At 72.8% G+C, this 22,957-nt stretch carries 23 protein-coding genes; 13 read left to right on the top strand and 10 right to left on the bottom strand.

Annotation, left to right across the window (positions count from 1 at the left end):
* Window positions 1-48: 48 nt before the first annotated feature.
* Window positions 49-1,848, top strand: a complete 1,800-nt coding sequence (gene ggt, locus ACIQWX_RS34085) for a gamma-glutamyltransferase (RefSeq protein WP_400880090.1) — start codon at window positions 49-51, stop codon at window positions 1,846-1,848.
* An 88-nt stretch (window positions 1,849-1,936) separates the two neighbouring features.
* On the opposite strand, the gene ACIQWX_RS34080 is transcribed toward ggt, so the two are convergent.
* On the bottom strand, window positions 1,937-2,881 hold the full coding sequence (locus tag ACIQWX_RS34080) for a GNAT family N-acetyltransferase (protein WP_400880087.1): 945 nt from the start codon (window positions 2,879-2,881) through the stop codon (window positions 1,937-1,939).
* Window positions 2,882-3,019: 138 nt separating this feature from the next.
* Between ACIQWX_RS34080 and fmt the strand changes: the two genes are divergently transcribed.
* The 3 genes from fmt to ACIQWX_RS34065 are packed head-to-tail and all read left to right on the top strand — an operon-like array spanning window position 3,020 to window position 5,861.
* A complete protein-coding gene (gene fmt, locus ACIQWX_RS34075) occupies window positions 3,020-3,946 on the top strand; it encodes a methionyl-tRNA formyltransferase (RefSeq protein WP_400880085.1) in 927 nt (308 codons plus the stop codon).
* A complete protein-coding gene (locus tag ACIQWX_RS34070) occupies window positions 3,943-5,367 on the top strand; it encodes an RsmB/NOP family class I SAM-dependent RNA methyltransferase (RefSeq protein WP_400880083.1) in 1,425 nt (474 codons plus the stop codon). Before fmt ends, ACIQWX_RS34070 begins: the two co-directional genes overlap by 4 nt.
* Window positions 5,364-5,861, top strand: coding sequence for a flavoprotein (locus ACIQWX_RS34065; protein ID WP_400880080.1), 498 nt, complete (start codon window positions 5,364-5,366; stop codon window positions 5,859-5,861). The genes ACIQWX_RS34070 and ACIQWX_RS34065 overlap by 4 nt, the downstream gene beginning before the upstream one ends.
* Window positions 5,862-6,216: 355 nt before the next feature.
* On the opposite strand, the gene ACIQWX_RS34060 is transcribed toward ACIQWX_RS34065, so the two are convergent.
* From ACIQWX_RS34060 to ACIQWX_RS34045, 4 genes are all read right to left on the bottom strand, one after another.
* Entirely contained in the window at window positions 6,217-7,299 is a 1,083-nt protein-coding gene (locus tag ACIQWX_RS34060; protein ID WP_400880077.1) for a serine hydrolase domain-containing protein, read from the bottom strand.
* Window positions 7,300-7,412: 113 nt separating this feature from the next.
* Entirely contained in the window at window positions 7,413-8,807 is a 1,395-nt protein-coding gene (gene phoA / locus ACIQWX_RS34055) for an alkaline phosphatase (protein ID WP_400880075.1), read from the bottom strand.
* Between the two features lie 157 nt (window positions 8,808-8,964).
* Entirely contained in the window at window positions 8,965-9,624 is a 660-nt protein-coding gene (locus tag ACIQWX_RS34050; protein ID WP_400880073.1) for a response regulator, read from the bottom strand.
* Complete coding sequence (locus ACIQWX_RS34045; protein WP_400880070.1) at window positions 9,621-10,820, bottom strand: sensor histidine kinase; 1,200 nt, start codon at window positions 10,818-10,820, stop codon at window positions 9,621-9,623. The genes ACIQWX_RS34050 and ACIQWX_RS34045 overlap by 4 nt, the downstream gene beginning before the upstream one ends.
* 121 nt (window positions 10,821-10,941) lie before the next feature.
* On the opposite strand from ACIQWX_RS34045, the gene rpe reads away from it, so the two are divergent.
* The 5 genes from rpe to ACIQWX_RS34020 all read left to right on the top strand — a co-directional run bounded on the left by rpe (window position 10,942) and on the right by ACIQWX_RS34020 (window position 14,581).
* Complete coding sequence (gene rpe, locus ACIQWX_RS34040) at window positions 10,942-11,613, top strand: ribulose-phosphate 3-epimerase (protein ID WP_400881426.1); 672 nt, start codon at window positions 10,942-10,944, stop codon at window positions 11,611-11,613.
* A gap of 79 nt (window positions 11,614-11,692) precedes the next feature.
* Entirely contained in the window at window positions 11,693-12,322 is a 630-nt protein-coding gene (locus ACIQWX_RS34035; protein ID WP_400880068.1) for a riboflavin synthase, read from the top strand.
* On the top strand, window positions 12,319-13,647 hold the full coding sequence (locus tag ACIQWX_RS34030) for a bifunctional 3,4-dihydroxy-2-butanone-4-phosphate synthase/GTP cyclohydrolase II (protein WP_400880065.1): 1,329 nt from the start codon (window positions 12,319-12,321) through the stop codon (window positions 13,645-13,647). The genes ACIQWX_RS34035 and ACIQWX_RS34030 overlap by 4 nt, the downstream gene beginning before the upstream one ends.
* Window positions 13,644-14,150, top strand: a complete 507-nt coding sequence (gene ribH, locus ACIQWX_RS34025; RefSeq protein ID WP_400880062.1) for a 6,7-dimethyl-8-ribityllumazine synthase — start codon at window positions 13,644-13,646, stop codon at window positions 14,148-14,150. The genes ACIQWX_RS34030 and ribH overlap by 4 nt, the downstream gene beginning before the upstream one ends.
* Before the next feature lie 35 nt (window positions 14,151-14,185).
* A complete protein-coding gene (locus tag ACIQWX_RS34020) occupies window positions 14,186-14,581 on the top strand; it encodes a PH domain-containing protein (protein ID WP_400881424.1) in 396 nt (131 codons plus the stop codon).
* A 308-nt stretch (window positions 14,582-14,889) separates the two neighbouring features.
* Here ACIQWX_RS34020 and ACIQWX_RS34015 read toward each other — a convergent pair whose 3' ends face one another.
* Window positions 14,890-15,666, bottom strand: a complete 777-nt coding sequence (locus tag ACIQWX_RS34015) for an exodeoxyribonuclease III (protein WP_400880059.1) — start codon at window positions 15,664-15,666, stop codon at window positions 14,890-14,892.
* Between the two features lie 64 nt (window positions 15,667-15,730).
* Window positions 15,731-16,453 carry a S1 family peptidase gene (locus tag ACIQWX_RS34010; protein ID WP_400880056.1) on the bottom strand — a complete coding sequence of 241 codons (723 nt, stop codon included), beginning with the start codon at window positions 16,451-16,453 and terminating at the stop codon, window positions 15,731-15,733.
* A gap of 165 nt (window positions 16,454-16,618) precedes the next feature.
* Between ACIQWX_RS34010 and uvrC the strand changes: the two genes are divergently transcribed.
* From uvrC to whiA, 4 genes are read left to right on the top strand one after another with little or no spacing between them, the layout of a single operon-like run.
* Window positions 16,619-18,574, top strand: coding sequence for an excinuclease ABC subunit UvrC (gene uvrC / locus ACIQWX_RS34005; RefSeq protein ID WP_400880054.1), 1,956 nt, complete (start codon window positions 16,619-16,621; stop codon window positions 18,572-18,574).
* Between the two features lie 42 nt (window positions 18,575-18,616).
* Window positions 18,617-19,474 (top strand): RNase adapter RapZ, encoded by an 858-nt coding sequence (gene rapZ / locus ACIQWX_RS34000; protein WP_003101350.1) that lies wholly within the window; start codon window positions 18,617-18,619, stop codon window positions 19,472-19,474.
* Between the two features lies 1 nt (window position 19,475).
* Complete coding sequence (yvcK, locus tag ACIQWX_RS33995) at window positions 19,476-20,471, top strand: uridine diphosphate-N-acetylglucosamine-binding protein YvcK (RefSeq protein ID WP_400881422.1); 996 nt, start codon at window positions 19,476-19,478, stop codon at window positions 20,469-20,471.
* Window positions 20,462-21,454, top strand: a complete 993-nt coding sequence (gene whiA, locus ACIQWX_RS33990) for a DNA-binding protein WhiA (protein ID WP_086671216.1) — start codon at window positions 20,462-20,464, stop codon at window positions 21,452-21,454. Before yvcK ends, whiA begins: the two co-directional genes overlap by 10 nt.
* Window position 21,455: 1 nt before the next feature.
* Here the strand turns inward: whiA and ACIQWX_RS33985 are convergent, their stop codons facing one another.
* The 3 genes from ACIQWX_RS33985 to ACIQWX_RS33975 are packed head-to-tail and all read right to left on the bottom strand — an operon-like array spanning window position 21,456 to window position 22,956.
* The gene (locus tag ACIQWX_RS33985) at window positions 21,456-21,974 is read right to left on the bottom strand and encodes a hypothetical protein (protein ID WP_400880050.1); all 519 of its coding nucleotides are present in this window, start codon (window positions 21,972-21,974) and stop codon (window positions 21,456-21,458) included.
* On the bottom strand, window positions 21,971-22,831 hold the full coding sequence (locus ACIQWX_RS33980; protein ID WP_400880047.1) for a hypothetical protein: 861 nt from the start codon (window positions 22,829-22,831) through the stop codon (window positions 21,971-21,973). Before ACIQWX_RS33980 ends, ACIQWX_RS33985 begins: the two co-directional genes overlap by 4 nt.
* Window positions 22,828-22,956: a hypothetical protein gene (locus ACIQWX_RS33975; protein WP_400880044.1), complete on the bottom strand. Its 129-nt coding sequence runs from the start codon at window positions 22,954-22,956 to the stop codon at window positions 22,828-22,830. Before ACIQWX_RS33975 ends, ACIQWX_RS33980 begins: the two co-directional genes overlap by 4 nt.
* Between the last annotated feature and the right edge of the window lies 1 nt (window position 22,957).

The following is a 22,957-nucleotide window of genomic DNA, read 5'->3' as shown; positions in this document are numbered from 1 at the left end:
CCCTTTGGCGTCTTGAAGGCGCTTGATCCGAGGGGCAGACTCGCCCGCATGTCCGCGCACTGGAGCCGCACCACGCTCGTCCTGGCCGCTGCCGCCGCGCTCACCGCCGGCGTGGCCGCGCCCGCCGCCGCCGCCGCGACCCCGACGCCGAAGTCACCGGTCGCCGTCGGGTTCGGGGGCGCCGTGGCCAGCATCGACGCCGACGCCACCGCGATCGGCACGAAGGTCCTGCGCGACGGCGGCAACGCCGTCGACGCGGCCGTCGCGGTCGCCGCCGCCCTCGGCGTCACCGACCCGTTCTCCGCCGGCGTCGGCGGCGGCGGGTTCTTCGTGTACTACGACGCGAAGACCCACCGCGTCCACACGCTCGACGGCCGGGAGACCGCGCCGAAGACCGCCGACGCGAACCTCTTCGTCGAGAACGGCCAGCCGCTGCCGTTCAACGACGCCGTCACGAGCGGGCTGAGCGTCGGCGTCCCCGGCACGCCCGCGACGTGGTCCGAGGCGCTGCGCAAGTGGGGGACGCGCTCGCTGGCGAAGTCGCTGAAGCCCGCGGAAGATCTGGCGCGCAAGGGATTCGTCGTCGACTCGACGTTCCAGACGCAGGTCGCGAACAACGCCGCGCGGTTCTCCGCGTTCCCCTCGACGCGGTCGCTGTACCTGCCCGGCGGCGCGCCCCCGTCGCCCGGGACCGTCTTCCGCAACCCCGACCTCGCGAACACGTACGCGCAGCTCGAGCGCCAGGGCGTCGACGCGCTGTACCGCGGCCCGATCGGTGCCGACGTCGCCAAGACTGTCCAGCAGCCGCCGAAGGACCCGGCCTCGACGCTGAACGTGCGTCCCGGCAAGCTGACCACCGCGGACCTCGCCGCCTACCGCGCCATCGAGCGCACCCCGACCCACGCGACCTACGAGGGCCTCGACGTCTACGGCATGCCGGCGCCGTCCTCGGGCGGGCTCACGGTCGGCGAAGCGCTCAACATCCTCGAGAACTTCGACCTGAAGCACGCGAGCAAGGCCGACTACCTGCAGTACTTCCTGGAGTCGACGCGGTTCGCCTTCGCCGACCGCAACCGCTGGATCGGCGACCCGGCGTTCGTCGACGTCCCGGCCAAGCAGCTGCTGAGCCAGCGCTTCGCTGACTCGCGGGCGTGCCTGATCTCGAAGGACAAGGCCGCGACCAGCCCGGTCGCGCCGGCCGACCCCCGCCACCCGGCGCCGTGCGCGGCGGGCACGACGGCCGCGCCGACGCCGTACGAGGGCGAGAACACCACGCACCTGACGGTCGCCGACAAGTGGGGCAACGTCGTCGCCTACACGCTGACGATCGAGCAGGAGGGCGGCAGCGGGATCGTCGTGCCGGGCCGCGGGTTCCTGCTCAACAACGAGCTGACCGACTTCTCGTTCACGCCGGTGACGCCGGGCGTGCCCGACCCGAACCTGCCCGGCCCCGGCAAGCGGCCGCGTTCGTCGATGGCGCCGACGATCGTCCTCGACCACGGCCGCCCGTTCTTCGCCACGGGCTCGCCGGGTGGCGCGTCGATCATCACGACGGTGCTGCAGGTGATCCTCGGCCGCCTCGACCGCGGGCTGTCACTGGAGAACGCGATCGCGGCGCCGCGGGCGTCGCAGCGCAACTCGGCGGCGGCGCAGGTCGAGCAGGCGTTCCTGGACCAGCCGGAGACGGCGGCCCTGCGGGCCAGGGGCCAGGGCTTCTCGACGGCACCGGCGGAGATCGGCGCGGCAACGGGAGTGGAGCGCCTGCGCGACGGCCGCTGGCTGGCGGCGGCGGAGCCGGTCCGCCGCGGCCAGGGCGCGGCCCAGGTCGTGTGGCCGGCCCGCTGGTAGCAAGCGCCCCAATGTGGCCTTCGGTGCGTCTCACGCACCCAAGGCGGCCTTCGGTGCGTCAGACGCAACCAAGGCCGCCTTGGGGCGCTCAGGCTTCCCGGGCCCAGCGGACGTACTGCGTCTTCGGCGCGAACCCGGCCTTCTCGAACACCCCGGAGGCCCCCGTCGGGCTCGCCGAGTCGACGACCAGAACCGCCCGGTCGTAACCCCGCTCCGCCGCGGTGCGCAACGCGTGTGCCAGCAGGGCGGTGGCGACCCCGCGCTTCCGGTGCTCGCGCAGCGTCCCGACGATCATGAAGTGCGCGTCGCGGATCCCGGTGGCCTCGGTGTCGGCGTCCCACGACATCGTCACCAGCAGGCCCACCGGAATCCCGGTCGCGTCGCGGTGCAGGAAGCTGACCTCGGGCCGGAACGTCTGGTTGACGATCTTGTTCCGCCACATGTCCGCGGGCATCGGCACCGCGCCCCAGGCGTCCTCGAACGCCGCGTTCCGGACCCGCCGGAAGTCCTCGTCGGTCCCCGCCGACCACGGCTCGATCCGCGCTTCCACCGGCGCGACGTCCCCGAGCGGGTGTTCCATGCGCCGGAAGTACCGGACCGGCTCGAAGCCCTGCGAACGCATCAGCTCGGCCAGGCCGGCGATGTGCTCGGGCCGGTGGACGTCCACCGCGAGCCGCAGCCCTGGGTGGTGCAGTTCGTGGAGCACCTTCGCCGCGGCCACCCCGGCCTCGACGAGCCGGGTGCCGATGCCCCGGCGACGGTGGGCCGGGTGGACCCCGCCGTCCAGGAAGACCCGGTGGACCTCGTCCGCGGACGGTTTGAAGCGGATCTTCACGTAGCCGATCATCGCGTCGCCGTCGAAGGCCGCGAGACTGCCGCGCTCGAGGTCGGCGTACGGGTCGACCAGCTCCTGGCGGGTGTCTTCGGCCGTGTAGTTCTCGCCGATCCCGTCGACCGCCTCCATCGCGTTGAGCAGGTCGGCGGCGGCCTGGGCGTCCTCGACGGCGAGGGGCCGCCACGTCGGAGTGGGCATGCCGGCGACGCTAACCGGACTCGCGCGCGCTGTCGCCCGGGTTTTCCGGCGGGCGCGGGCGCGCCGCGATCACGGGGGCCTTCTAGACTCGGGCGCGATGTTCCAGCCACCTGAACCCTCCCCACCGGGGGTGGGCCGATGAAGCTCGTCTTCGCCGGCACCCCCGAGCCTGCCGTCCCCGCGCTGCGCGCCCTGCTCGACTCCGGCCGCCACGAGGTCGCCGCCGTCGTCACGCGTCCGGACGCGCAGGCCGGCCGCGGCCGCCGCGTCGTCCGCTCCCCGGTCGGCGCCCTCGCCGACGAGCACGGCATCGAGGTCCTGACGCCCGCGCGCGCCGGCGACCCGGCCTTCCTCGCGCGCCTGACCGAACTCGCACCGGACGCCTGCCCGGTCGTCGCCTACGGGGCGTTGCTGCCGCAGGCCGCCCTCGACATCCCGCGCCTCGGCTGGGTGAACCTGCACTTCTCGCTGCTGCCCGCCTGGCGCGGCGCGGCGCCGGTGCAGGCCGCCATCCGCGCCGGCGACGAGATCACCGGCGCGTCGACGTTCCGGATCGTCAAGGAGCTGGACGCGGGCCCGGTCTTCGGCGTCGTCACCGAGGCGATCGGCGCGACCGACACCGCCGGCGGCCTGCTCGGGCGGCTCGCGGAGTCCGGCGCCAAGCTGCTGCTGTCCACGATGGACGGTCTGGCCGACGGCAGCCTCGTCGCGCGCGAGCAGCCCGCCGAAGGCCTGAGCTACGCGCCGAAGGTGACGGTCGAGGACGCGCGCGTGTCCTTCGCCGACCCGGCCTCGGCGGTCGACCGGCAGATCCGGTCGGTCACGCCCGACCCGGGCGCGTGGGCGGAGTTCCGCGACAAGCGGCTGAAGCTCGGCCCGGTCACGGTGCTCGACGAACCCGGCCCGCCGCCGGGCGAGATCGTGGTCGAACGCAAGCGGGTGCTGGTCGGGACGGCGACGAAGCCGCTGCGGCTCGGCGAGGTCCAGGCACCCGGCAAGAAACGGATGGCGGCCACCGACTGGGCTCGCGGATCACGCATCGAGCAGGGAGAACGCCTCCGGTGAACGACCACAGGGAACGACGTCCGTCACGGCCGCAGCGGGGCCGCCCGGCGCCGCGCAAGGAAGGCCCGCGCCGTCCGCCGTCGGTGGACCCGCCGCGGCAGGCCGCGTTCGACGTCCTCGCGGCCGTCCGCACGAAGGACGCCTACGCCAACCTCGTCCTGCCCGACCTGCTGCGCGAGCGGCGGATCTCCGGCCGTGACGCGGCGCTGGCCACCGAACTCGCCTACGGCGCGTCGCGGGCGCAGGGCCTGCTCGACGCCGTGATCGCCGCCTGCGCCGAGCGTCCGCTCTCGCAGACCGACCCGGCGGTGCTCGACGCGCTGCGCCTCGGCGCCTACCAGCTGCTGCGCACCCGCATCCCCGAGCACGCCGCCGTGACGTCCACTGTGGACCTCGTCCGCGCGGAAGCCGGTTCGTGGGCAACGGGTTTCGCCAACGCGATCATGCGCAAGGTGTCCGAAAAGGACGAAGCGGCGTGGCTGGACGAGCTCGCGCCGGACGAGGCCACCGACCCGATCGGCGCCTACGCGCTGCGCACCGCGCACCCGCGCTGGATCGCCCGGTCGTTCGCCGAAGCGCTGGGGGACAAGGGCGCGGGCCTCAAAGCCGCGCTCGAAGCCGACGACGCGCGTCCGGAGGTGCACCTGGTCGCCCGTCCGGGTGAGATCAGCGCCGACGAGCTGGCGGCGATCACCGGCGGCGACCCGGCGCCGTACTCGCCGTACGGCGTCCGCTTGCCCGCCGGCGCCGGCGACCCGGCCGACGCGGAGCCGATCCGCGAACGGCTGGCCGCCGTCCAGGACGAGGGCAGCCAGCTGTGCGCGATCGCCGCGACGAAGGTGCCCGTGGAAGGTTCCGACGAGCGCTGGCTCGACCTGTGCGCCGGCCCCGGCGGCAAGGCCGCGCTGCTCGGCGCGCTGGCGGCGATCAACGGGGCGACCGTGGACGCCGTCGAGAAGGCGCCGCACCGCGCGAAGCTCGTCGAGAAGGCCACGAGCGGCCTGCCGGTGAAGGTGCACGTCGGCGACGGCCGCGAGTCCGGTCTGGAGCCGGGCTACGACCGGATCCTGGTCGACGCGCCGTGCAGCGGTCTGGGCGCGCTGCGGCGGCGGCCGGAGGCGCGCTGGCGCCGGCAGCCTTCGGACGTCGCGGACCTGACCAAGCTGCAGGGCGAGCTGATCACCGCGGCGTACGGGCTGCTGCGCCCGGGTGGCGCGCTCACGTACGTCGTCTGCTCGCCGCACCTGGCCGAGACGGAGGGCGTGATCGGCGAGACGGCGCGGCGCCTCAAGGCCGAGGTGCTGGACGCGCGCGAGCTGTTCCCGGGCGTGCCGGAGCTGGGCGACGGGCCGTACGTGCAGCTGTGGCCGCACCGCCACGGCACCGACGCGATGTTCTGCGCCGTGCTGCGCAAGCCGTGAAGGACCTCGGGCTGGTAGCGGGCTCGTGCGGCGGGCTGGACACCCGGTTCGCCGCCGAGCTGGTCCGGCCCGCGACCGAGCGCGGCTGGCGCCCGGCGATCACGCTGACGCCGACGGCTCATCGGTGGCTGGAGTCGACGGGCGGTCTGGCGGAGGTCGCGGGGTCGGTGGAGCTGCCGGTCCGCAGCGTCTCGCGGTTGCCGGGCGAGCCGCGGCCGCACCCGGACCCGTCGGTGTTCCTGTTCGCGCCGGCATCGGCCAATTCGGTGGCCAAGCTGGCGTTGGGGATCGCGGACAACCAGGCGCTGACGGTGCTCGGCGATGTGCTGGGGGCGCCGGGGATCACGGTGGTGGTGGCGTACCAGATCCAGGACACGCGGGTGTTCCACCCGGCGTGGCAGCGCCACCTCGACACCCTCGCGGGGGCCGGGGTGACGCTGCACCGGTTGGATGTCGGGCGCCCGTGGACGGAGGTCTTGGACCTGCTGCCCTGAGGTTGCGTCGCGGGGGCGCCCCCCGTTTTCCACGCTACTCGGTGGCACCGACAATTCCGGGCTTGAGCGCACCGCAGCCTCGCTGGTCGGACCATGCGCCGCAGGGGCGCCCCCCGTTTTCCACTTTACCGGGTGGCACCGACAATTTCGGATCGTGAGCGGCGCACGCTGCTGATGGCGCCGCTCGCGAACGGTAGGTGTCAGCCGTTGGGCGGACGGAAGCCCTGGACCTGCTGCCCTGCGCACGGCCGCAGGGGCGCCCCCCGTTTTCTACTTTACCGGGCAGCACCGACAATTTCGGATCGCGAGCGGCGCACGCTGCCGATAGCGCCGCTCGCGAACGGTGAACGGCGGCCTACGAACACACCGCCGCATCGGTCGCGGCCAGCATGTGTTCGTTCGCGGCCGCCGGGGTCGGGTTCTGGTTCAGCACCACCGTCACCCGCCGGCCTCCCGGGCCCACACCCGCCAGGTTGGTGAACCCGATGATCCCACCCTCGTGCCCCCAGAACTCCCCACACGACAACGGAATACTGCCCACCCCCAACCCATAACGCGCCCCCGGCACACCCAAATCCGCCGGCACCGTCCGCTTCATCTCCGCCAACTCAGCCGGGCGCAGCAACCGACCGCCCAACAAAGCCCCGTAGAACCGGTCCAAATCGGCCGGCGTCGAAACCAACCCGCCCGCCGCTCCCGCGATCGTCGCGTCGAAGTCGCTGAAATCCACCCGGTCCGGTGTGTAGCCCACCGCGTGCGGGTCCGGCAGCTTCTCGTCTCCGCGGCGCGGCAAGTACGTGTCGCGCAGGCCGAGCGGGCGCGTGATCCGCTGGGCGATCAGCTCGCTCAGCGCGTGCCCCGTCACCTTCTCGGCCAGCATCCCCGCCACGATGTAGTTCGTGTTCGAGTACGACCAGTCCGTCCCGGGCGGGAACAGCGCCGGGTGCCGGACCGCCATCGCCACCAGCTCGGCCGGCTCCGCGCCGCGGTGGCGCAGCGCTTCCGGGTCCGACAGGTCCAGGTCGTCGGTGTAGTTGTACAGACCACTCGTGTGCTGCAGCAGCTGCCGGACCGTGATCCGCCGGTCGGGCAGCAATCCCGGCAGGTAGCGCTCGACCGGTGCGTCCAGCTTCACCCGTCCTTCGCCGACCAGTTGCAGCACGACGGTCGCCACGAACGACTTCGTGACGCTGCCCGCGCGGAACGATCCGTTGCGCGGGAACGGTTTCCCGGTCGCCACGTCACCGACGCCGCTGCGGACCACCCGGGTCCGGCGGCCGTCCTGGATCACCGCTTCGGCGCCCGGTACGCCGTCCTGGGCGGTGATCACGTCCAAGCTTCCTTGCACCGAACCGGCCGCGAGCGCCGGTGCCGCCGTCGTCGCCGCGAGCAGCACGACCAGCGTGCCGGCCGCGGCCATCCGCACTGACTTGCGCATAAAAGAACCCCCTGGTGTCTCGGTGATCCCCAACCTAGGGAGCCGAAACGCCAGGGGGCATGGGGCAGGCCGCCGGATCGCTCCGGGGGCCTGCCCCACCACTCGCGAGCGGGTCAGCGCAGGCGCAGAGCCCGCTTCAACGTGCCGAACAGGTCGGTCTGGTTGGTCAGCCCGACGATGTTGGCCGCCTGCGGGCCGAGGCCCGCGATGCGCACCTGGGTACCCGTGTGCGACTGCGAGCCGCCCGTTTCCGCCGTGCCGTACGCCAGCGTCATGTTCGCGCCCTCGTTGGTGACGAGCGTCGCGGTCAGGCCCGGGGTGGCCGTCGGCTCGACGATCTGGCTGCTGTGGCCGTGGTCGGCCGTCACCAGCACCAGGGTGTCCGGGTGGCTGCGGGCGAACGCCGTGCCCGCCGCGATCGCCGCGTCGAAGTCGACCGTCTCGCCGATCTGGCCGCACGGGTCGGCCGCGTGGTCCTGCTTGTCGATGCTCGCGCCCTCGACCTGGAGGAAGAAGCCCTTGTCGCTGCGGCGGTCGTCGAGCAGTTCCAGAGCCTTGCGGGTCTGGTCGGCCAGCTTCGGCTGGGTCTTCGGCAGGTTCGCGTTCGTCGTGCAGCGGGCCGGCGCGGTGCCGCCGTGCACGGCCGCCGGGCCGGTCCAGTTGACCGGCATGTTGCCGTCGGCGAACAGGCCGAGGACCGGCTTGCCCTTCTTGGCCGCGGCCAGGTCCGCCGCGGTGTTGACGACGTTGTAGCCGGCCGCCTTGGCCTGGTCCAGGACGGTCTTGCCCTTGAACTTGCCGGCCGTCACGGGCTGGTTGAAGTACTTCGCGCCGCCGCCCAGCAGAACGTCGGGGCGGGTCTGCACCAGCTGCTCGGAGATCGAGCCGAGGCCGCCGTTCTCCTTGGCGTTCTTCGCGCACTTCGCGGTCGTCTCGACCGGGCCCTTGCAGTCGCGGTTGACGACGTGCGAGCCGAGCACGGCGGGGGTCGCGTCCTGGACCTCGGCGGTCGTGACGTCGCCGGTGCGCAGGCCGTTGCGCTTGGCGATCTCCAGGATCGTCGGGACGTCGTTGCCGTACGCGTCGACGGAGATGGCGCCGTTGTAGGTCTTGGTGCCGGTGGCCCAGCCGGTGCCGGACGCGGCCGAGTCGGTCACGTAGTTCGGCTTGGCCGGGTTGTTCTGCTCCACGGCGTAGGTCGTGTAGTCGCCGGTCAGCGGCAGCTCGTCCATCGCGAGCCGGCCGGCGGCGCCGCGCTCGTAGTTGCGGGCGGCGGTGATCTCCGACTGGCCCATGCCGTCGCCGATGAACAGGATCACGTTGCGGGCGTGCCCGCCCTGGACGGCGGCGCGGACGTCGTTCGTGCGGTCACCGGTGCCGGCCGACGAACGCGCGTCGGCGGAGCCGGAGCCGGTGGCGGCCAGGGCGACCGGGGCGGCGGCGACCAGCGCGGCGCCGAGCGCGCCCGCGACCAGCCACCGGCGGCGGCCGGCGAACAGCGAAGCCATGTTTCTCCTCATTGGGGGACTTCGGGAGGTCAATGCCCGGATTTCGGACACGGGTCATTAGTCCTCTTGCATGTGTGGGGCGAAGAGACTGAAGGTGACGCCCGCGTGGCCGCTGGCCGAACTCCTGGCTTCCCCGGGGTGACCGGGAGCACGTCGGTTATTGACCGGCGAGGTGCCCGGGCGCGACGACGCCCGATTCGTACGCTATGACCACTGCCTGGCTGCGGTTGGCCGCGCCGAGCTTGCCGAAGACGTTGCCCACGTGGGTCTTCACGGTCTCCAGGCTGATCACCAGCTCGGTCGCGATGTCCTGGTTGGACAGTCCGCGCGCGACCAGCCGGAGCACCTCGGTTTCGCGCCGGGTGAGCGCTTTCGCGGCCTTCGCGTACCGCCCGCCGGGCGCCCGGGCGGTCACCAGGCGCCGGATCGCCTCGGGGAACAGCAGCGACTCCCCAGCGGCCACGGTCCGGACGGCGTGCGCGATCTCCTCCTTGCGCGCCCGCTTGAGCAGGAACCCGCTCGCCCCGGCCAGCAGCGCCTCGTGCACGTAGTCGTCGTTGTCGAACGTCGTGACGACGAGGACCTTCGGCGGGTCGCCGAGCGAGCCGAGCAGCTGCCGGGTCGCCTCGATGCCGTCCGTGCCGGGCATCCGGACGTCCATCAGGACGACGTCGGGCCGGGTGCGGCGCACCGCGGGCAGCACCTCGGCGCCGTCGGCCGCCTCGCCGACCACCGGGATTCCCTGCTGCTCCAGCAGCGCCCTCAGGCCGGTGCGGACCAGTGGCTCGTCGTCGGCCAGGAGCACGGTGGGTGTCACGCGCCCGCCCGCAGCGGGATCGTCGCGGCCAGCCGCCACCGCGGCCCGTCCGGACCGGCGTCGAGCTCGCCGCGCAGGGCTTCGACGCGCTCGGCGAGCCCGGCCAGCCCGCGCCGCCCCGGCCGCGGCTCCCCGCCGGGCAGGGCGTTGACGACGGCGATCGCGAGGCGCTCGGGACCGGCCTCGACGCGGACGTCGACCGCGCCCGGCCCGGCGTGGCGCAGCGCGTTCGTCAGACCCTCCTGGACGATCCGGTAGCCCTCGCGCGACACCGCGGCGGGCAGCCCGGCGACCGGGCCGGTGACGGTCAGCCGGACGTCGAGCCCGGCTTCGCGGGCGCGCACGGCGAGGACGTCGACCTCGGCGAGCGTGCGGGTCGGCTCCTTCGCCGCGGGTTCGTCGCGGAGCAGGCCGAGAACGTGGTCGAGGTCCTCGAGGGCGGATCGAGACGCTTCTTCGATCGTGCCGAGCGCGCGCCGCGCCTGGGCCGGGTCGGTCTCGACCAGCTCGGCCGCGGCGGCGGCCTGGATGGTCGACGTCGTCAGCGTGTGCCCGATCGAGTCGTGCAGCTCGCGCGCCAGCCGGTTGCGCTGGGCGAGCACGGCGGCGCGGCGTTCGGCGAGCGCCGCGCGTTCGGTCACGGACGGGCCCAGTAGTGCTTCCGCGCCGGTGCGGAACGCGCGGGTGGCCCCCGCGACCAGTACGAACGCGCCGAAGAACAGCACGAGGCCGAACGGGACCGTCCACGCGCCGAGCGGGACGTCGTCCCAGAACAGGCTGATCGAGTCCTGCCCGCCGGCCAGCCACACCGCGGGCACGAGCAGGCCGAGCCCGAGGAACGCGAGCACGGTCAGCAGCACGCCGCTGAGCAGCGTGTGCAGGGCGAGCCACAGGCCCGAGCGCAGCCGCGAGCCGGCGTCGGGACGCCCGGCCGGGGCCGGGACGGTGGTCCCGAGCAGGAGGTTCGCCAGTCCGACGGCGGCGCGCCGCACCGGTCCCAGCAGGCCCAGCAGCCCGGTGAGCACCGCGATGGCGACCAGGGCGAGCAGCGCGCGGACCCGCGAGTCGGTTTCGACGGACACTGCCGCGGCGAAGGCGAAGGGGGACACCGGGACCATCATGAGGGCGCCGGCAACGGCGAACGGGAGGCCGCGGTAGCTGCCGAGCCGCGCCAGGGAGCGGAAGAATCCGGACATGCGGCGAGCGTAGGGCGGCCGGTGTGGCCGTCGCCTCCCTCCGCGGAGCCAGATCCTGGTCACAACCGGTTAGTGAGCGTTAGCACGCTCCTCCTACACTCAGGACGTGGCAGACCGACCCCTGATCGCCCCCAGCATCCTGTCCGCGGACTTCGCCCGGCTCGGCGAGGAGATCGCCGCCGTGGCCGGCACTGGCGAGACCCGCGCCGACTGGGTCCACGTCGACGTCATGGACGCGCACTTCGTGCCCAACCTGACCCTCGGCCTGCCCGTGGTCAAGGCGCTGCTCAAGAGCACCGACGTGCCGATCGACTGCCACCTGATGATCGACGACCCGGACCGCTGGGCGATCGGGTACGCCGAGGCCGGCGCCTACAACGTCACCGTGCACGCCGAAGCCGCGAAGGACCCGGTCGCGCTGGCCAAGAACCTGCGCGCCGCGGGCGCGAAGGCCGGCCTGTCGATCAAGCCGGGCACCGCGCTCGAGCCGTGGCTGGACGCCCTCAAGCACTACGACACGCTGCTGGTCATGTCCGTCGAGCCGGGCTTCGGCGGGCAGTCGTTCATCGCCGACGTCCTCGAGAAGGTCCGCACCGCGCGGCGGCTGGTCGACACCGGCCACCTCAAGCTGGTCGTCGAGATCGACGGCGGGATCAACACCGACACCATCGAGCAGGCCGCCGAGGCGGGCGTCGACTGCTTCGTCGCGGGCTCGGCCGTCTACGGCGCCGGCGACCCCGGCAAGGCGGTCGCCGCGCTGCGCGAGCAGGCGGCCCGCGGCCGGGCGGGCTGACCCCGGGGCGGCACCGGAGAAGCCCCGGGGCCGCGGCGGGTGTTGGATGGGAGGACCGGCTCACAAGGAGGCAGCGGACGTGTTCACCGGCATAGTCGAGGAGATCGGCGAGATCACCGCGGTCGAACAGCTGACCAACGCGGCACGGCTGCGGGTACGCGGCCCGCTGGTCACCAGCGACGCCGGGCACGGCGACTCGATCGCGGTCAGCGGGGTGTGCCTGACGGTCGTCGAGGTCGGCGGGGGCGAGTTCACCGTCGACGTCGTGAACGAGACGCTGCAGCGCTCGAGCCTGGCCAAGGTCGCGACCGGCGACCGGGTCAACCTGGAACGCGCGACCCCCGCGGGCGGGCGGCTCGGCGGGCACATCATGCAGGGCCACGTCGACGGCACCGGGACGTTCCTCGGCCGCGACGAGAACGGCGTCACGACCTTCTCGCTGCCCGCGCACCTCGCGCGGTACGTCGTGGAGAAGGGGTCGATCGCGGTCGACGGGATCTCCCTGACCGTCGCGGCCGTCACCGACGACCGGTTCCAGGTGGCGCTGATCCCGACCACGCTCGAAGTGACGACCCTCGGCGGCCGGGAAGCCGGCGACCTGGTCAACCTCGAGGTCGACGTGGTCGCCAAGTACGTGGAGAAACTGGCCGAGGCGCACATCCGCGATCAGGGGCAAAATCGGGACAGCGGCACGGAGGAGCGGTCATGAGTGAATCGAGTGCGGCGGAGCCCGAGGCGGGCTGGACCCCGTGCGGCACCGGCGCGGTGTTCGACGCCGACGCCATCGAGCGGGCGATCGCGGACGTCGCGGCGGGCCGCCCGGTCGTCGTGGTCGACGACGAAGACCGCGAGAACGAGGGCGACCTGATCTTCGCCGCGGAGAAGGCGACGCCGGAGCTGCTGGCGTTCATGGTCCGCTACACCTCGGGCTACGTCTGCGTGGCGCTCACCGAGGGCGAGGCCGACCGGCTGGACCTGCCGCCGATGTACCACACGAACCAGGACGCGCGCGGGACCGCGTACAGCGTCACGGTCGACGCCGCCGAGGGCATCAGCACCGGCATCTCCGCCGCCGACCGCGCGCACACCATCCGGCTGCTGGCCGACCCCGCGTCGACGGCGAAGGACTTCCGCCGCCCCGGGCACGTCGTGCCGCTGCGGGCCAAGGAGGGCGGCGTGCTGCGGCGCCCCGGGCACACCGAGGCGTCGGTCGACCTGGCCCGGATGGCCGGGCTCGCGCCGGCCGGCGTGCTCTGCGAGATCGTGTCGCAGAAGGACGAAGGCGACATGGCGCGCCGCGACGAGCTCGAGGTGTTCGCCGCCGACCACGACCTCGCGATCATCACCATCGCGGACCTGATCGCCTACCGCCGCCGCACCGAGAAGCAGGTCGAGCGCGTCGCCGAGGCGCGCATCCCGCTCGCCCCGGGCACGTTCCGCGCGGTCGGCTACGACTCGCTGCTGGACGGCATCGAGCACGTCGCGTTCGTCTACGGCGAGATCGGCGACGGCCAGGACATCCTGGTCCGCGTCCACTCCGAGTGCCTGACCGGCGACGTCTTCGGGTCGCTGCGCTGCGACTGCGGCCCGCAGCTCGAGGCGGCGCTGGAAGCGGTGGCCGCCGAAGGCCGCGGCGTCGTGCTCTACATCCGCGGCCACGAAGGCCGCGGCATCGGCCTGCTGCACAAGCTGCAGGCCTACCAGCTGCAGGACGACGGCGCCGACACGGTCGACGCGAACCTGGCGCTCGGCGTCCCGGCCGACGCCCGCGACTACGGCACGGGCGCGCAGATCCTGTGCGACCTCGGCGTCCGCACGATGCGGCTGCTGTCGAACAACCCGGCCAAGCGGATCGGCCTGGAGGGCTACGGCCTGCGCGTCACCGGGCGGGTGCCGCTGCCGATCTCGCCGAACCCGGAGAACCTGCGCTACCTGCGGACCAAGCGCGACCGGATGGGCCACGACCTGGCCCAGCTCGAGCACTACGACCAGGTCGGCGCGGGCACCGAGCACGCGGATGGAGGAGCACAGTGAGCGGCGAAGGCCGTCCCGACGTTTCCCTGGACCTGACCGGCTGCAAGTCCCTCAAGCTCGGCATCGTGGCCACGAAGTGGAATTCGGACATCACCGACGTCCTGCTGGAGCGGGCACTGGTCGCGGCGCGCGAGGCGGAGCTGGAGGAGGACCCGACGGTCGTCCACGTCGCGGGCGCGATCGAGCTGCCGGTGGTGGTGCAGGCGCTGGCCCGCAACCACGACGCGGTGGTGGCGCTGGGCGTGGTCATCCGCGGCGGCACCCCGCACTTCGAGTACGTGTGCGACGCGGTGACGGCGGGCCTGACCCGGGTGGCGCTCGACGAGAGCACCCCGGTCGGCAACGGCGTCCTGACGTGCGACACGCACGAGCAGGCGGTCGACCGGTCGGGCCGCCCGGGGGCGAAGGAGGACAAGGGCTACGAGGCGACGGTGGCGGCCCTGGACACCGCGCACGTGCTGAAGAGCCTGCGCCAGCCGTGGACCGAGCGGGGTTTCGTGTGACGCTCCTGGTGATCCGCCCCCGGCGCGCGCTGATCATGTGCAGCGTGCTGGCGGTGGCGCTGCTGGCGGTGTTCGTGGTGGTGGCGGTGTTGCTGCGCAACGGCAACACGGGCGTCCACTTCCAGCGCTCCGACCAGGCGGCGATGATCGGCATCGGCATCCTGCTGGCGTGCGGCGTGATGCTGTTCGCGATCGCCAGGGTGCGCGCGGACGACGAGGGCATCGAGGTCCGGAACGTGCTGGTGACCCGGCGGTTCGCGTGGAGCGACGTGTTGTCGGTGAGCTTCCCGGACGGCGCGTCGTGGGCGCGGCTGGAGCTGCCGGACGACGAGTACCACGCGGTGATGGCTATTCAGGCCGTGGACCGGGCTCGGGCGGTGGAAGCGGTGCGGGCGTTGAGGAAGCTGCACCGCGCGGCAACCGGCGGCTGACCTTCGGGCTCGGCTTCGCGCGCTGGGTCGCCGCGTGGGGCGACAATTACGGCCGCGCGGGGCCACCTCGGCCAAGGCGGCGGGCGCGCCGTCCGCAACACTGGCAGGCGGTGCGGGCGTCGCGGAAACTGCACCGCGCGACCACCGGCGGGTGACGCTCGCCCCGACTCGTCAACTGCGCGGCTGATTCCGAGCAGCGCCCACTCGGTTTGGGCTGGCGGCGACCCGGCGCGGCTGCCGGCTACTTACCGGCCGCAACACCAACGGGCATGAGGAAACTGCACCGCGCGGCCACCGGCGGTTGAGCGTCAGAGGTTCAGGTCCACCACGATCGGCGCGTGGTCCGACGGCCCCTTCCCCTTCCGCGCGTTCCGGTCCACATAGGAATCCGTCACCGCGGAGGTGAAAGCCTCGTTCCCGTAGACCAAATCGATCCGCATCCCCTTGTTGTTGGGGAAGTTCCCGGCCCGGTAGTCCCAGTAAGTGAACGGGTAGTCGTACTTCAACGGCCGCGGGAACACGTCCGTCAGCCCCAGTTTCCGCAGGCGCGCCAAAGCCTCGCGTTCCGGCGGAGTCACGTGCGTCGACTCCGCGAACAGCGCGATGTCCCACACGTCCTCGTCCGTCGGTGCCACGTTGAAGTCACCGAGCACCGCGAACGGCGCGGACGAAAGCTCCGAAGAAACCAGCGACCGCAGAGATTCCAGCCACTCCAGCTTGTACGCGTAGTGCGGGTTGTCCGGCTCACGCCCGTTGGGCACGTACACCGACCACACCCGCACGCCGCCGCAGGTGGCTCCGACCGCCCGGGCCTCCGCGGCACCCTCGAACTGCGGCTCGCCCGGCAACCCGCGCACCACGTCGGTCAGCCCCACGCGCGACACGATGCCGACGCCGTTCCAGCGCCCCAGTCCGTACGCCGCCACCTCGTAGCCCAGCGCCTCGACCTCGGCCAGCGGGAACTTCTCCGTCGTCGTCTTCAGCTCCTGCAGGCACAGCACGTCCGGTGCCGTCTCCTCCAGGAAGCCCAGCACCCGGGGCAGGCGGGGGACGATGGAGTTCACGTTCCAGGTGGCGATCCGCATGCCCGCGAGCATCCCACACGCCACCGACAAAACCGGGGCGGCGCCGCAGCGCCGCCCCGGGGAGTCACACGCCCGCGGTCGTCCGGATCCACGAGCGGCTCGACGCCACGCTCGCGTAGTTGTTCGTCCCGCGCGTGTTCGTGCCGCTCTGGTTCTGGACCGTCGACGCGACGCCGACCTGCACGCCGCCCGAGACCTGGGGGCCGCCCGAGTCGCCCTTCCACGCCGACCCGTTGATGCCGACGCTCTGGATCGCGCGGCCGCCGTACGCGTCCGTCGACCGGCCGGTCACCTGGACGTTCGCCGTCTTCAGCGCCGATGCCGGCGGGCCGGTCGGGGTGGTGCGGCCCCAGCCGTAGAGCTGGTTGGTGCTGCCCGTCGACGGGTCCGCGCTGCCCAGCCGGATCGGCGCCGCGCTCGTCGCCGACGCCAGGTGCAGCAGCGCGATGTCGCCGTTCGGGGACTCGTACTTGCCGTCGACCGCGATCTGCGTGCCCGAGAACAGCGTGTTGCTGCCGACCTTGACGTGCATGCCCGAACCGTCGGAGTCGAGGCAGTGCACCGCCGTCATCACCCAACGCGCGGCGATCACCGTGCCCGAGCAGTTGAAGCCCTCGAAGTCACGGCCGGGGGTGTTGACGTACACCTGCGCGCCCCACGACACGGTGGGGGCGGTGGTGCCGCCGACGATGTTCGGCTGGACGCCGGCGGACGCGACGGCGCCACCCGCGAGAGTCAGCGCGACGGCGGCCGCGGAAACGGCGCCGAGCAGGCGGAGAGTGCTCACGATGGGGATCCTTTCGGACGGGGCCCGATCGGGCCGGTCGGAAAGTAACCACCGCGTCACCCAGGGGGACACCTCCCAAAGTCGGAATCGGACCAAGCACCCTACTTCCGGCGGGCGCGACGGGGGTGTGCGAGAACTGTCGGTGGTGCCAAATACTCTGTGAGGGTGGCTGACCCGACCACCTACCGACCCGCTCCGGGAAGCATCCCGGAGGCCCCTGGCGTGTACAAGTTCCGCGACGCGACCAAGCGGGTCATCTACGTCGGCAAGGCGAAAAGCCTGCGCAGCAGGCTGAACTCCTACTTCGCCGACCTCTCCGGCCTGCACCCGCGCACCCGCCAGATGGTGACGACGGCGGCCAGCGTCGAGTGGACCGTCGTCACCACCGAGGTCGAGGCCCTCCAGCTGGAGTACAACTGGATCAAGGAGTTCGACCCGCGGTTCAACGTCCGCTACCGCGACGACAAGAGCTACCCGGTGCTCGCGGTGACGCTGAACGAGGAGTTCCCCCGCCTGCACGTCTACCGCGGCGCGCGCAAGAAGGGCGTCCGGTACTTCGGGCCGTACGCGCACGCGTGGGCCATCCGCGAGACGCTCGACCTGCTGCTGCGCGTCTTCCCGGCCCGCACCTGCTCGGCCGGGGTGTTCCGGCGCCACGGCCAGATCGGCAGGCCCTGCCTGCTCGGCTACATCGACAAGTGCTCGGCGCCGTGCGTCGGCCGGGTCTCGGCCGACGAGCACCGGGACATCGTCGAGGACTTCTGCGACTTCCTGGCGGGCAAGACCGACGTCATGATCAAGCGCCTGGAAGCCGAGATGGCCGCGGCTTCCCAGGAGCTGGAGTTCGAGCGCGCGGCCCGGCTGCGCGACGACCTCGGCGCGCTGCGCCGCGCCATGGAGAAGCAGGCCGTGGTGCTCGGCGACGGCACGGACGCCGACGTCGTGGCGTTCGCCCACGACGACCTCGAAGCCGCCGTCCAGGTCTTCCACGTGCGCGGCGGCCGGGTCCGCGGCCAGCGCGGCTGGGTCATCGACAAGGCCGAGGAGATGGACGTCCCGGCGCTGGTCGACCACTTCCTCACCCAGTTCTACGGCGACGAGGCCGAGCTGGACGCCCGTGACGACGTCGACGCCGGGCCGGTCGTCCCGCGCGAGGTGCTGGTGCCGGAGCTGCCCGCGGACGCCGACGCGGTCGCGGAGTGGCTGACCGGGCTGCGCGGCTCGCGGGTCCAGCTGCGGGTGCCGCAGCGCGGCGACAAGAAGGCGCTGGCCGAAACCGTCGAGCGCAACGCGGGGGAGGCGTTCACGCAGCACAAGCTGCGCCGCGCGGGCGACCTGACGGCCCGTTCGGCGGCGCTGACCGAGCTGCAGGAGTTCCTGGCGCTGGACACCGCGCCGCTGCGCATCGAGTGCATCGACATCAGCCACATCCAGGGCAGCGACGTCGTGGCGTCGCTCGTCGTCTTCGAGGACGGGCTCGCGCGCAAGTCCGAGTACCGGCGCTTCGCGCTGCGCGAGGCGGCCGAAGAGGGCGATGTGGCGTCGATCGCCGAGGTCGTGCGCCGGCGCTTCTACCGCTACCTCAAGGAAACGGCGGAGGACACGAGCAAGCCCGGCCTCGACCCGGAGACCGGCCGGCCGAAGAAGTTCGCCTACCCGCCGAACCTGCTGGTCGTCGACGGCGCGGGCCCGCAGGCCACCGCGGCCGCGGACGTGCTGGCCGAGCTCGGCATCACCGACATCTCCGTCGTCGGGCTGGCGAAGCGGCTGGAAGAGGTCTGGTTGCCCGCCGACCCGGACCCGGTCATCCTGCCGCGGACGTCGGAGGGGCTGTACCTGCTGCAGCGGCTGCGTGACGAGGCCCACCGCTTCGCCATCGCCTACCACCGCGAGAAGCGCTCCAAGCGGCTGGTGACGTCCGAATTGGACAGTGTGCCCGGGCTGGGGCAGGCTCGCCGCACCGCGCTGATCAAGCACTTCGGCTCGGTGAAGAAGCTCAAGCAGGCCAGGGTCGAGGAGATCGAGGCGGTGCCCGGCTTCGGCAGGCGCACCGCGGAGGCCGTGGTCGCCGCGCTGGCCGGGGAGTCCGGTGCGGGCAACGGCACACAAGCAGGGGAGTAGGGAAAGACAGTGAGTGCGCAAGAGGAGATCCGCGGGTCCGGCATGGAGGTCGCGGTCGTGTCCGGGCTGTCCGGGGCGGGGCGCAGCACGGCGGCCAAGTGCCTGGAGGACCTGGGCTGGTTCGTCGTCGACAACCTGCCCCCGGAGCTGATCGCGACGATGGTCGAGCTGGGCGCGCAGGCGCGCGGCGCGATCACGAAGGTGGCGGTGGTGATGGACGTGCGCTCGCGCGCGTTCACCGACGACCTCGCCTCGGTCATCAAGGACCTCGACGCGCGGGGCTACAAGCCGCGCGTGCTGTTCCTGGAGGCGACCGACGCGGTGCTGGTGCGGCGGTTCGAAGCCGTCCGGCGCGGGCACCCGATGCAGGGCGACGGCCGGCTCGCCGACGGCATCACCGCGGAGCGGACGCTGCTGGAGCCGCTGCGCGAAGAGGCCGACCTGGTGCTCGACACGTCGTCGCTGTCGGTGCACGACCTGCGCGCCAAGATCGAGGACGCGTTCGGCTCCGAGGCGAGCACCCAGACCCGCGTCACCGTGCTGTCCTTCGGCTACAAGTACGGCCTGCCGATGGACGCCGACCTGGTGATGGACGTCCGGTTCCTGCCGAACCCGTTCTGGATCCCGGAGCTGCGCGAACACACGGGCCTCGACGGCGAGGTCCGCAACTACGTCCTCTCGCAGGAGGGCGCGGAAGAGTTCCTGGACCGCTACCACCAGCTGCTGCGGCTGATCGGCGCCGGCTACAAGCGCGAGGGCAAGCGGTACCTGACGCTCGCCGTCGGCTGCACCGGCGGCAAGCACCGCAGCGTGGCGCTGTCCGTCGAGCTCGCCCAGCGTCTGTCCAAAGAGGACGGTATGGCCGTGAAGGTGGTGCACCGCGACCTTGGTCGTGAATAACGTGCGCGCGGTCGCCCTCGGGGGCGGCCACGGGCTGCACGCCACGTTGTCCGCGGTGCGGCGGGTGACCCCCGACGTCACCGCGATCGTCACCGTGGCCGACGACGGCGGATCGTCCGGCCGGCTGCGGCGCGAACTCGGGCTGCTGCCGCCGGGCGACCTCCGGCAGGCCTTCGCCGCGTTCGCCGCGGAAGACGGCGGCACGCTGTGGGCCGAGGTGTTCCAGCACCGCTTCGGCGGCGACGGCGCGCTGGCCGGCCACGCGGTGGGGAACCTGCTGCTGGCCGGGCTGTTCGAGGTGCTCGGCGACCCGGTCGCCGCGCTCGACGAGGCGTGCCGGCTGATGGGCGTCTCGGGCCGCGTGCTGCCGATGTCACCGGAGCCGCTGGAGATCGAGGGGCAGGTCAGCGGCCTGGACAGCGAGAACCCGGAGGCGCTGCGCACGATCCGCGGGCAGGTCGCGGTGGCGTCGACGCCCGGGCAGGTGCAGCGCGTCAGCCTGCGCTCACCGGGCGGCTCGGGGCGGCCGCCGCTGGCGTGCGAGGAAGCCGTCGAAGCGGTGCTGAACGCCGACGTCGTCTTCCTCGGTCCGGGCTCCTGGTTCACGAGCGTTTTACCTCATCTGCTGGTGCCGGGCCTGCACGACGCGCTCGTGCGGACCGCCGCGACGAAGGTGCTCGTGCTCAACCTTGTCCCCCAGCCGGGGGAAACCGCGGGATTCTCGCCGGAGCGGCACCTGGACGTACTGTTCGAGCACGCGCCCGATCTGCGGGTCGACGCGGTGATCGCGGACCGCGATTCCGTGCCCGACCCGGCGAATCTCCGGCGCGCGGCGGAACGGCTCGGCGGGCGCGCGCACCTGGGGGCGGTGGGCGACCCGGAAGTGGCGGGACGGCATGATCCTGATGCGCTCGCGTTGTGCATGCGGGAGGCTCTCGGTCTCGGCGGGGAGCACGGGGGAGGAGCGAAAGGCAGGGAGGGGCAGCAATGGCGATGACCGCCGCGGTCAAGGACGAGCTGAGCCGGCTGGAGATCACGAAGATCGGGCCGCGCCGGGCGGAGGTCGCGTCACTGCTCCGCTTCGCCGGCGGGCTGCACATCGTGGCCGGCCGGGTGGTCGTGGAGGCGGAGCTGGACACGGGCTCGGTCGCGCGACGGCTGCGCAAGGAGATCCACGAGCTGTACGGCCACCATTCGGACGTCCACGTCATCACCGCCAGCGGCGGCCTGCGCAAGGGCACGCGGTACGTGGTGCGCGTGGTCAAGGACGGCGAGGGCCTGGCCCGCCAGACCGGGCTGATCGACCAGCGCGGCCGCCCGGTGCGCGGGCTGCCCGCGGCGGTGGTGTCCGGGGGAGTGGCCGACGCCGAAGCGGCGTGGCGGGGAGCGTTCCTCGCGCACGGCTCCCTGACGGAACCGGGCCGGTCGTCGTCGCTCGAGGTGACGTGCCCGGGCCCGGAGGCGGCGCTGGCGCTGGTGGGCGCGGCCCGCCGGATGGGTATCCAGGCGAAGTCGCGCGAGGTCCGGGGAGCGGACCGGGTGGTGGTCCGCGACGGCGACGCGATCGGAGCGTTGCTGACCCGCCTGGGCGCGCACACGAGCGTCCTGCAGTGGGAAGAGCGCCGGATGCGCAGGGAGGTCCGCGCGACGGCCAACCGCCTGGCCAACTTCGACGACGCGAACCTGCGCCGATCGGCCCGAGCGGCGGTCGCGGCGGCGGCCCGGGTGGAGCGAGCACTGGAGATCCTGGGCGACACGGCTCCCGACCACTTGCTGGCGGCGGGCAAGCTCCGGCTGTCGAACCGCCAGGCGTCCCTGGAGGAGCTGGGCCAGCTGTCGGACCCGCAGATGACGAAGGACGCGGTGGCGGGCCGCATCCGCCGGCTGCTCGCGATGGCGGACAAGCGGGCGAAGGACCTGAACATCCCGGACACGGAGTCCGCGGTCACGCCGGAGATGCTGGAAGAAGAAGACGCCTAGGTCACGGCTCTTCGTGGTGGGGGCAGTCGGCTTCGTGCTGCGCCTGCCAGGCCGCGCGCATCGCTTCCTGCTGCCGCTCGAACTTGGCGTCGCGGCGGGCCTGCCAGGGTGAGGGGGCCAGGCAGCGGGTGACCAGCAGCTGGTCGGGCACGTAGTCGTTGCCGCTGCCGGTGACCTCGAACCCGGCCGTGGTGAGGATCTTCCGCATCGCCTCGGCCATCGCCGCGTCGATGGTGACCACCAGCGCCCCGATCGCCTCGCACTCGCCGCGTTCGCGGAGCGGGTCTTCGGCCCAGGCGTCCTGGCTCGCGTCGAGGAGGACGGCGTGGGCGCGCCAGTCGACGAGCACGCCGCGTGGATCCAGCACGTCGAGCTTCACGACGGCGCCGGCCAAGCCGACCGGCACGGGCTGGTCACCGGGGATCACCGGCAACCCGGCGGCCGCCAGCTCCTGCCGGACGCGAGTGGCGAGGACCTCCAGGCGGAGCCGTCGGTTCTGCTCGTCGTGCGCGGATGTCATGTGGTCCTCCGGGAGGTCGGCAGGAGACGCCTGACGAGGTCCCGCAGCCACGGCTCGGCGATCGCGGGCTCGCGTTCGAGCACCCGGGCCAGCCGTTCCCGCACCGCCGCGGTACGTCCGGCGCCGGCGATCGCGACGGCTTCGGCCAGCGCACGGCGAGTCCGATCATCGCGGGCCGGCTCGCGGACGTCTTCGGCGGCCCACCGCTCCCGGCCGAACGACCGCGTCAGCTTGGGCTGGTAGTCGGCGAGGTAGCTGAACAACCTCGACTCGACGGAGACGTTCCGGATCGTCAACTCGCGCGCCCAGTCCGCGTGCTGCTGCCACCGGTGGGTGTTCGGGCTGGTGTGCGTGCGCCGCGTCAGGCCGACGATCCGGATCCGGCGGAGCACGGCCGGCCAGTCCGCTCGGTCGTCGGCGGCCCAGTCGCGCAGGATGTCCAGCAGCTGCTTCACCGTCCGGCCCGTCGACACGACGTCGGCGAAGACGATCGGCCGGGCTCCGCGGGCGAGGAGGGCGGGACTCAGCCCGTGCGCGGCCAGGTTGGCGCGCAGCTGCGCCACTTCGGCCGGGTGGAGGCGGCCGTACGGCCAGTCGTCGATCGACGCGGTCGACAGCGGCAGCAGGTGCAGCCGGCCCGGGTCCGGCAGGGCTCCGCCGAGCAGGTCGAACACCGAGTCCGCGGACCGGCCGACGAAGTACAGCTCGCCGTCCTCGGACCGGGCGAGCACCTTGGCCGCGCACTCGGCCAGGTCGTCGAGGAACCACAGGTCCGGCTCGGGCAGTCCGGCCACCAGGGAGCCGAAGTGGTCGGGGCGCACGAGGTCCCAGCGGAACGGCCGGTTCGGCTCGATCACACCGGCATCGCGCCTTCGTACCCGGCCGACGGGACGAACGCCTCCGCGAGGCACGTGAACAACGTTCCCGGCCCGTTGGACGGGTTTCCCACGCACCGGTCGTGGATGCTGAAGTACTGGCTCATC

The sequence above is a fragment of the Amycolatopsis sp. NPDC098790 genome (assembly GCF_044759945.1).
Taxonomy (GTDB): Bacteria; Actinomycetota; Actinomycetes; order Mycobacteriales; family Pseudonocardiaceae; genus Amycolatopsis.
This window is presented reverse-complemented; position numbering and strand designations above follow the sequence as displayed.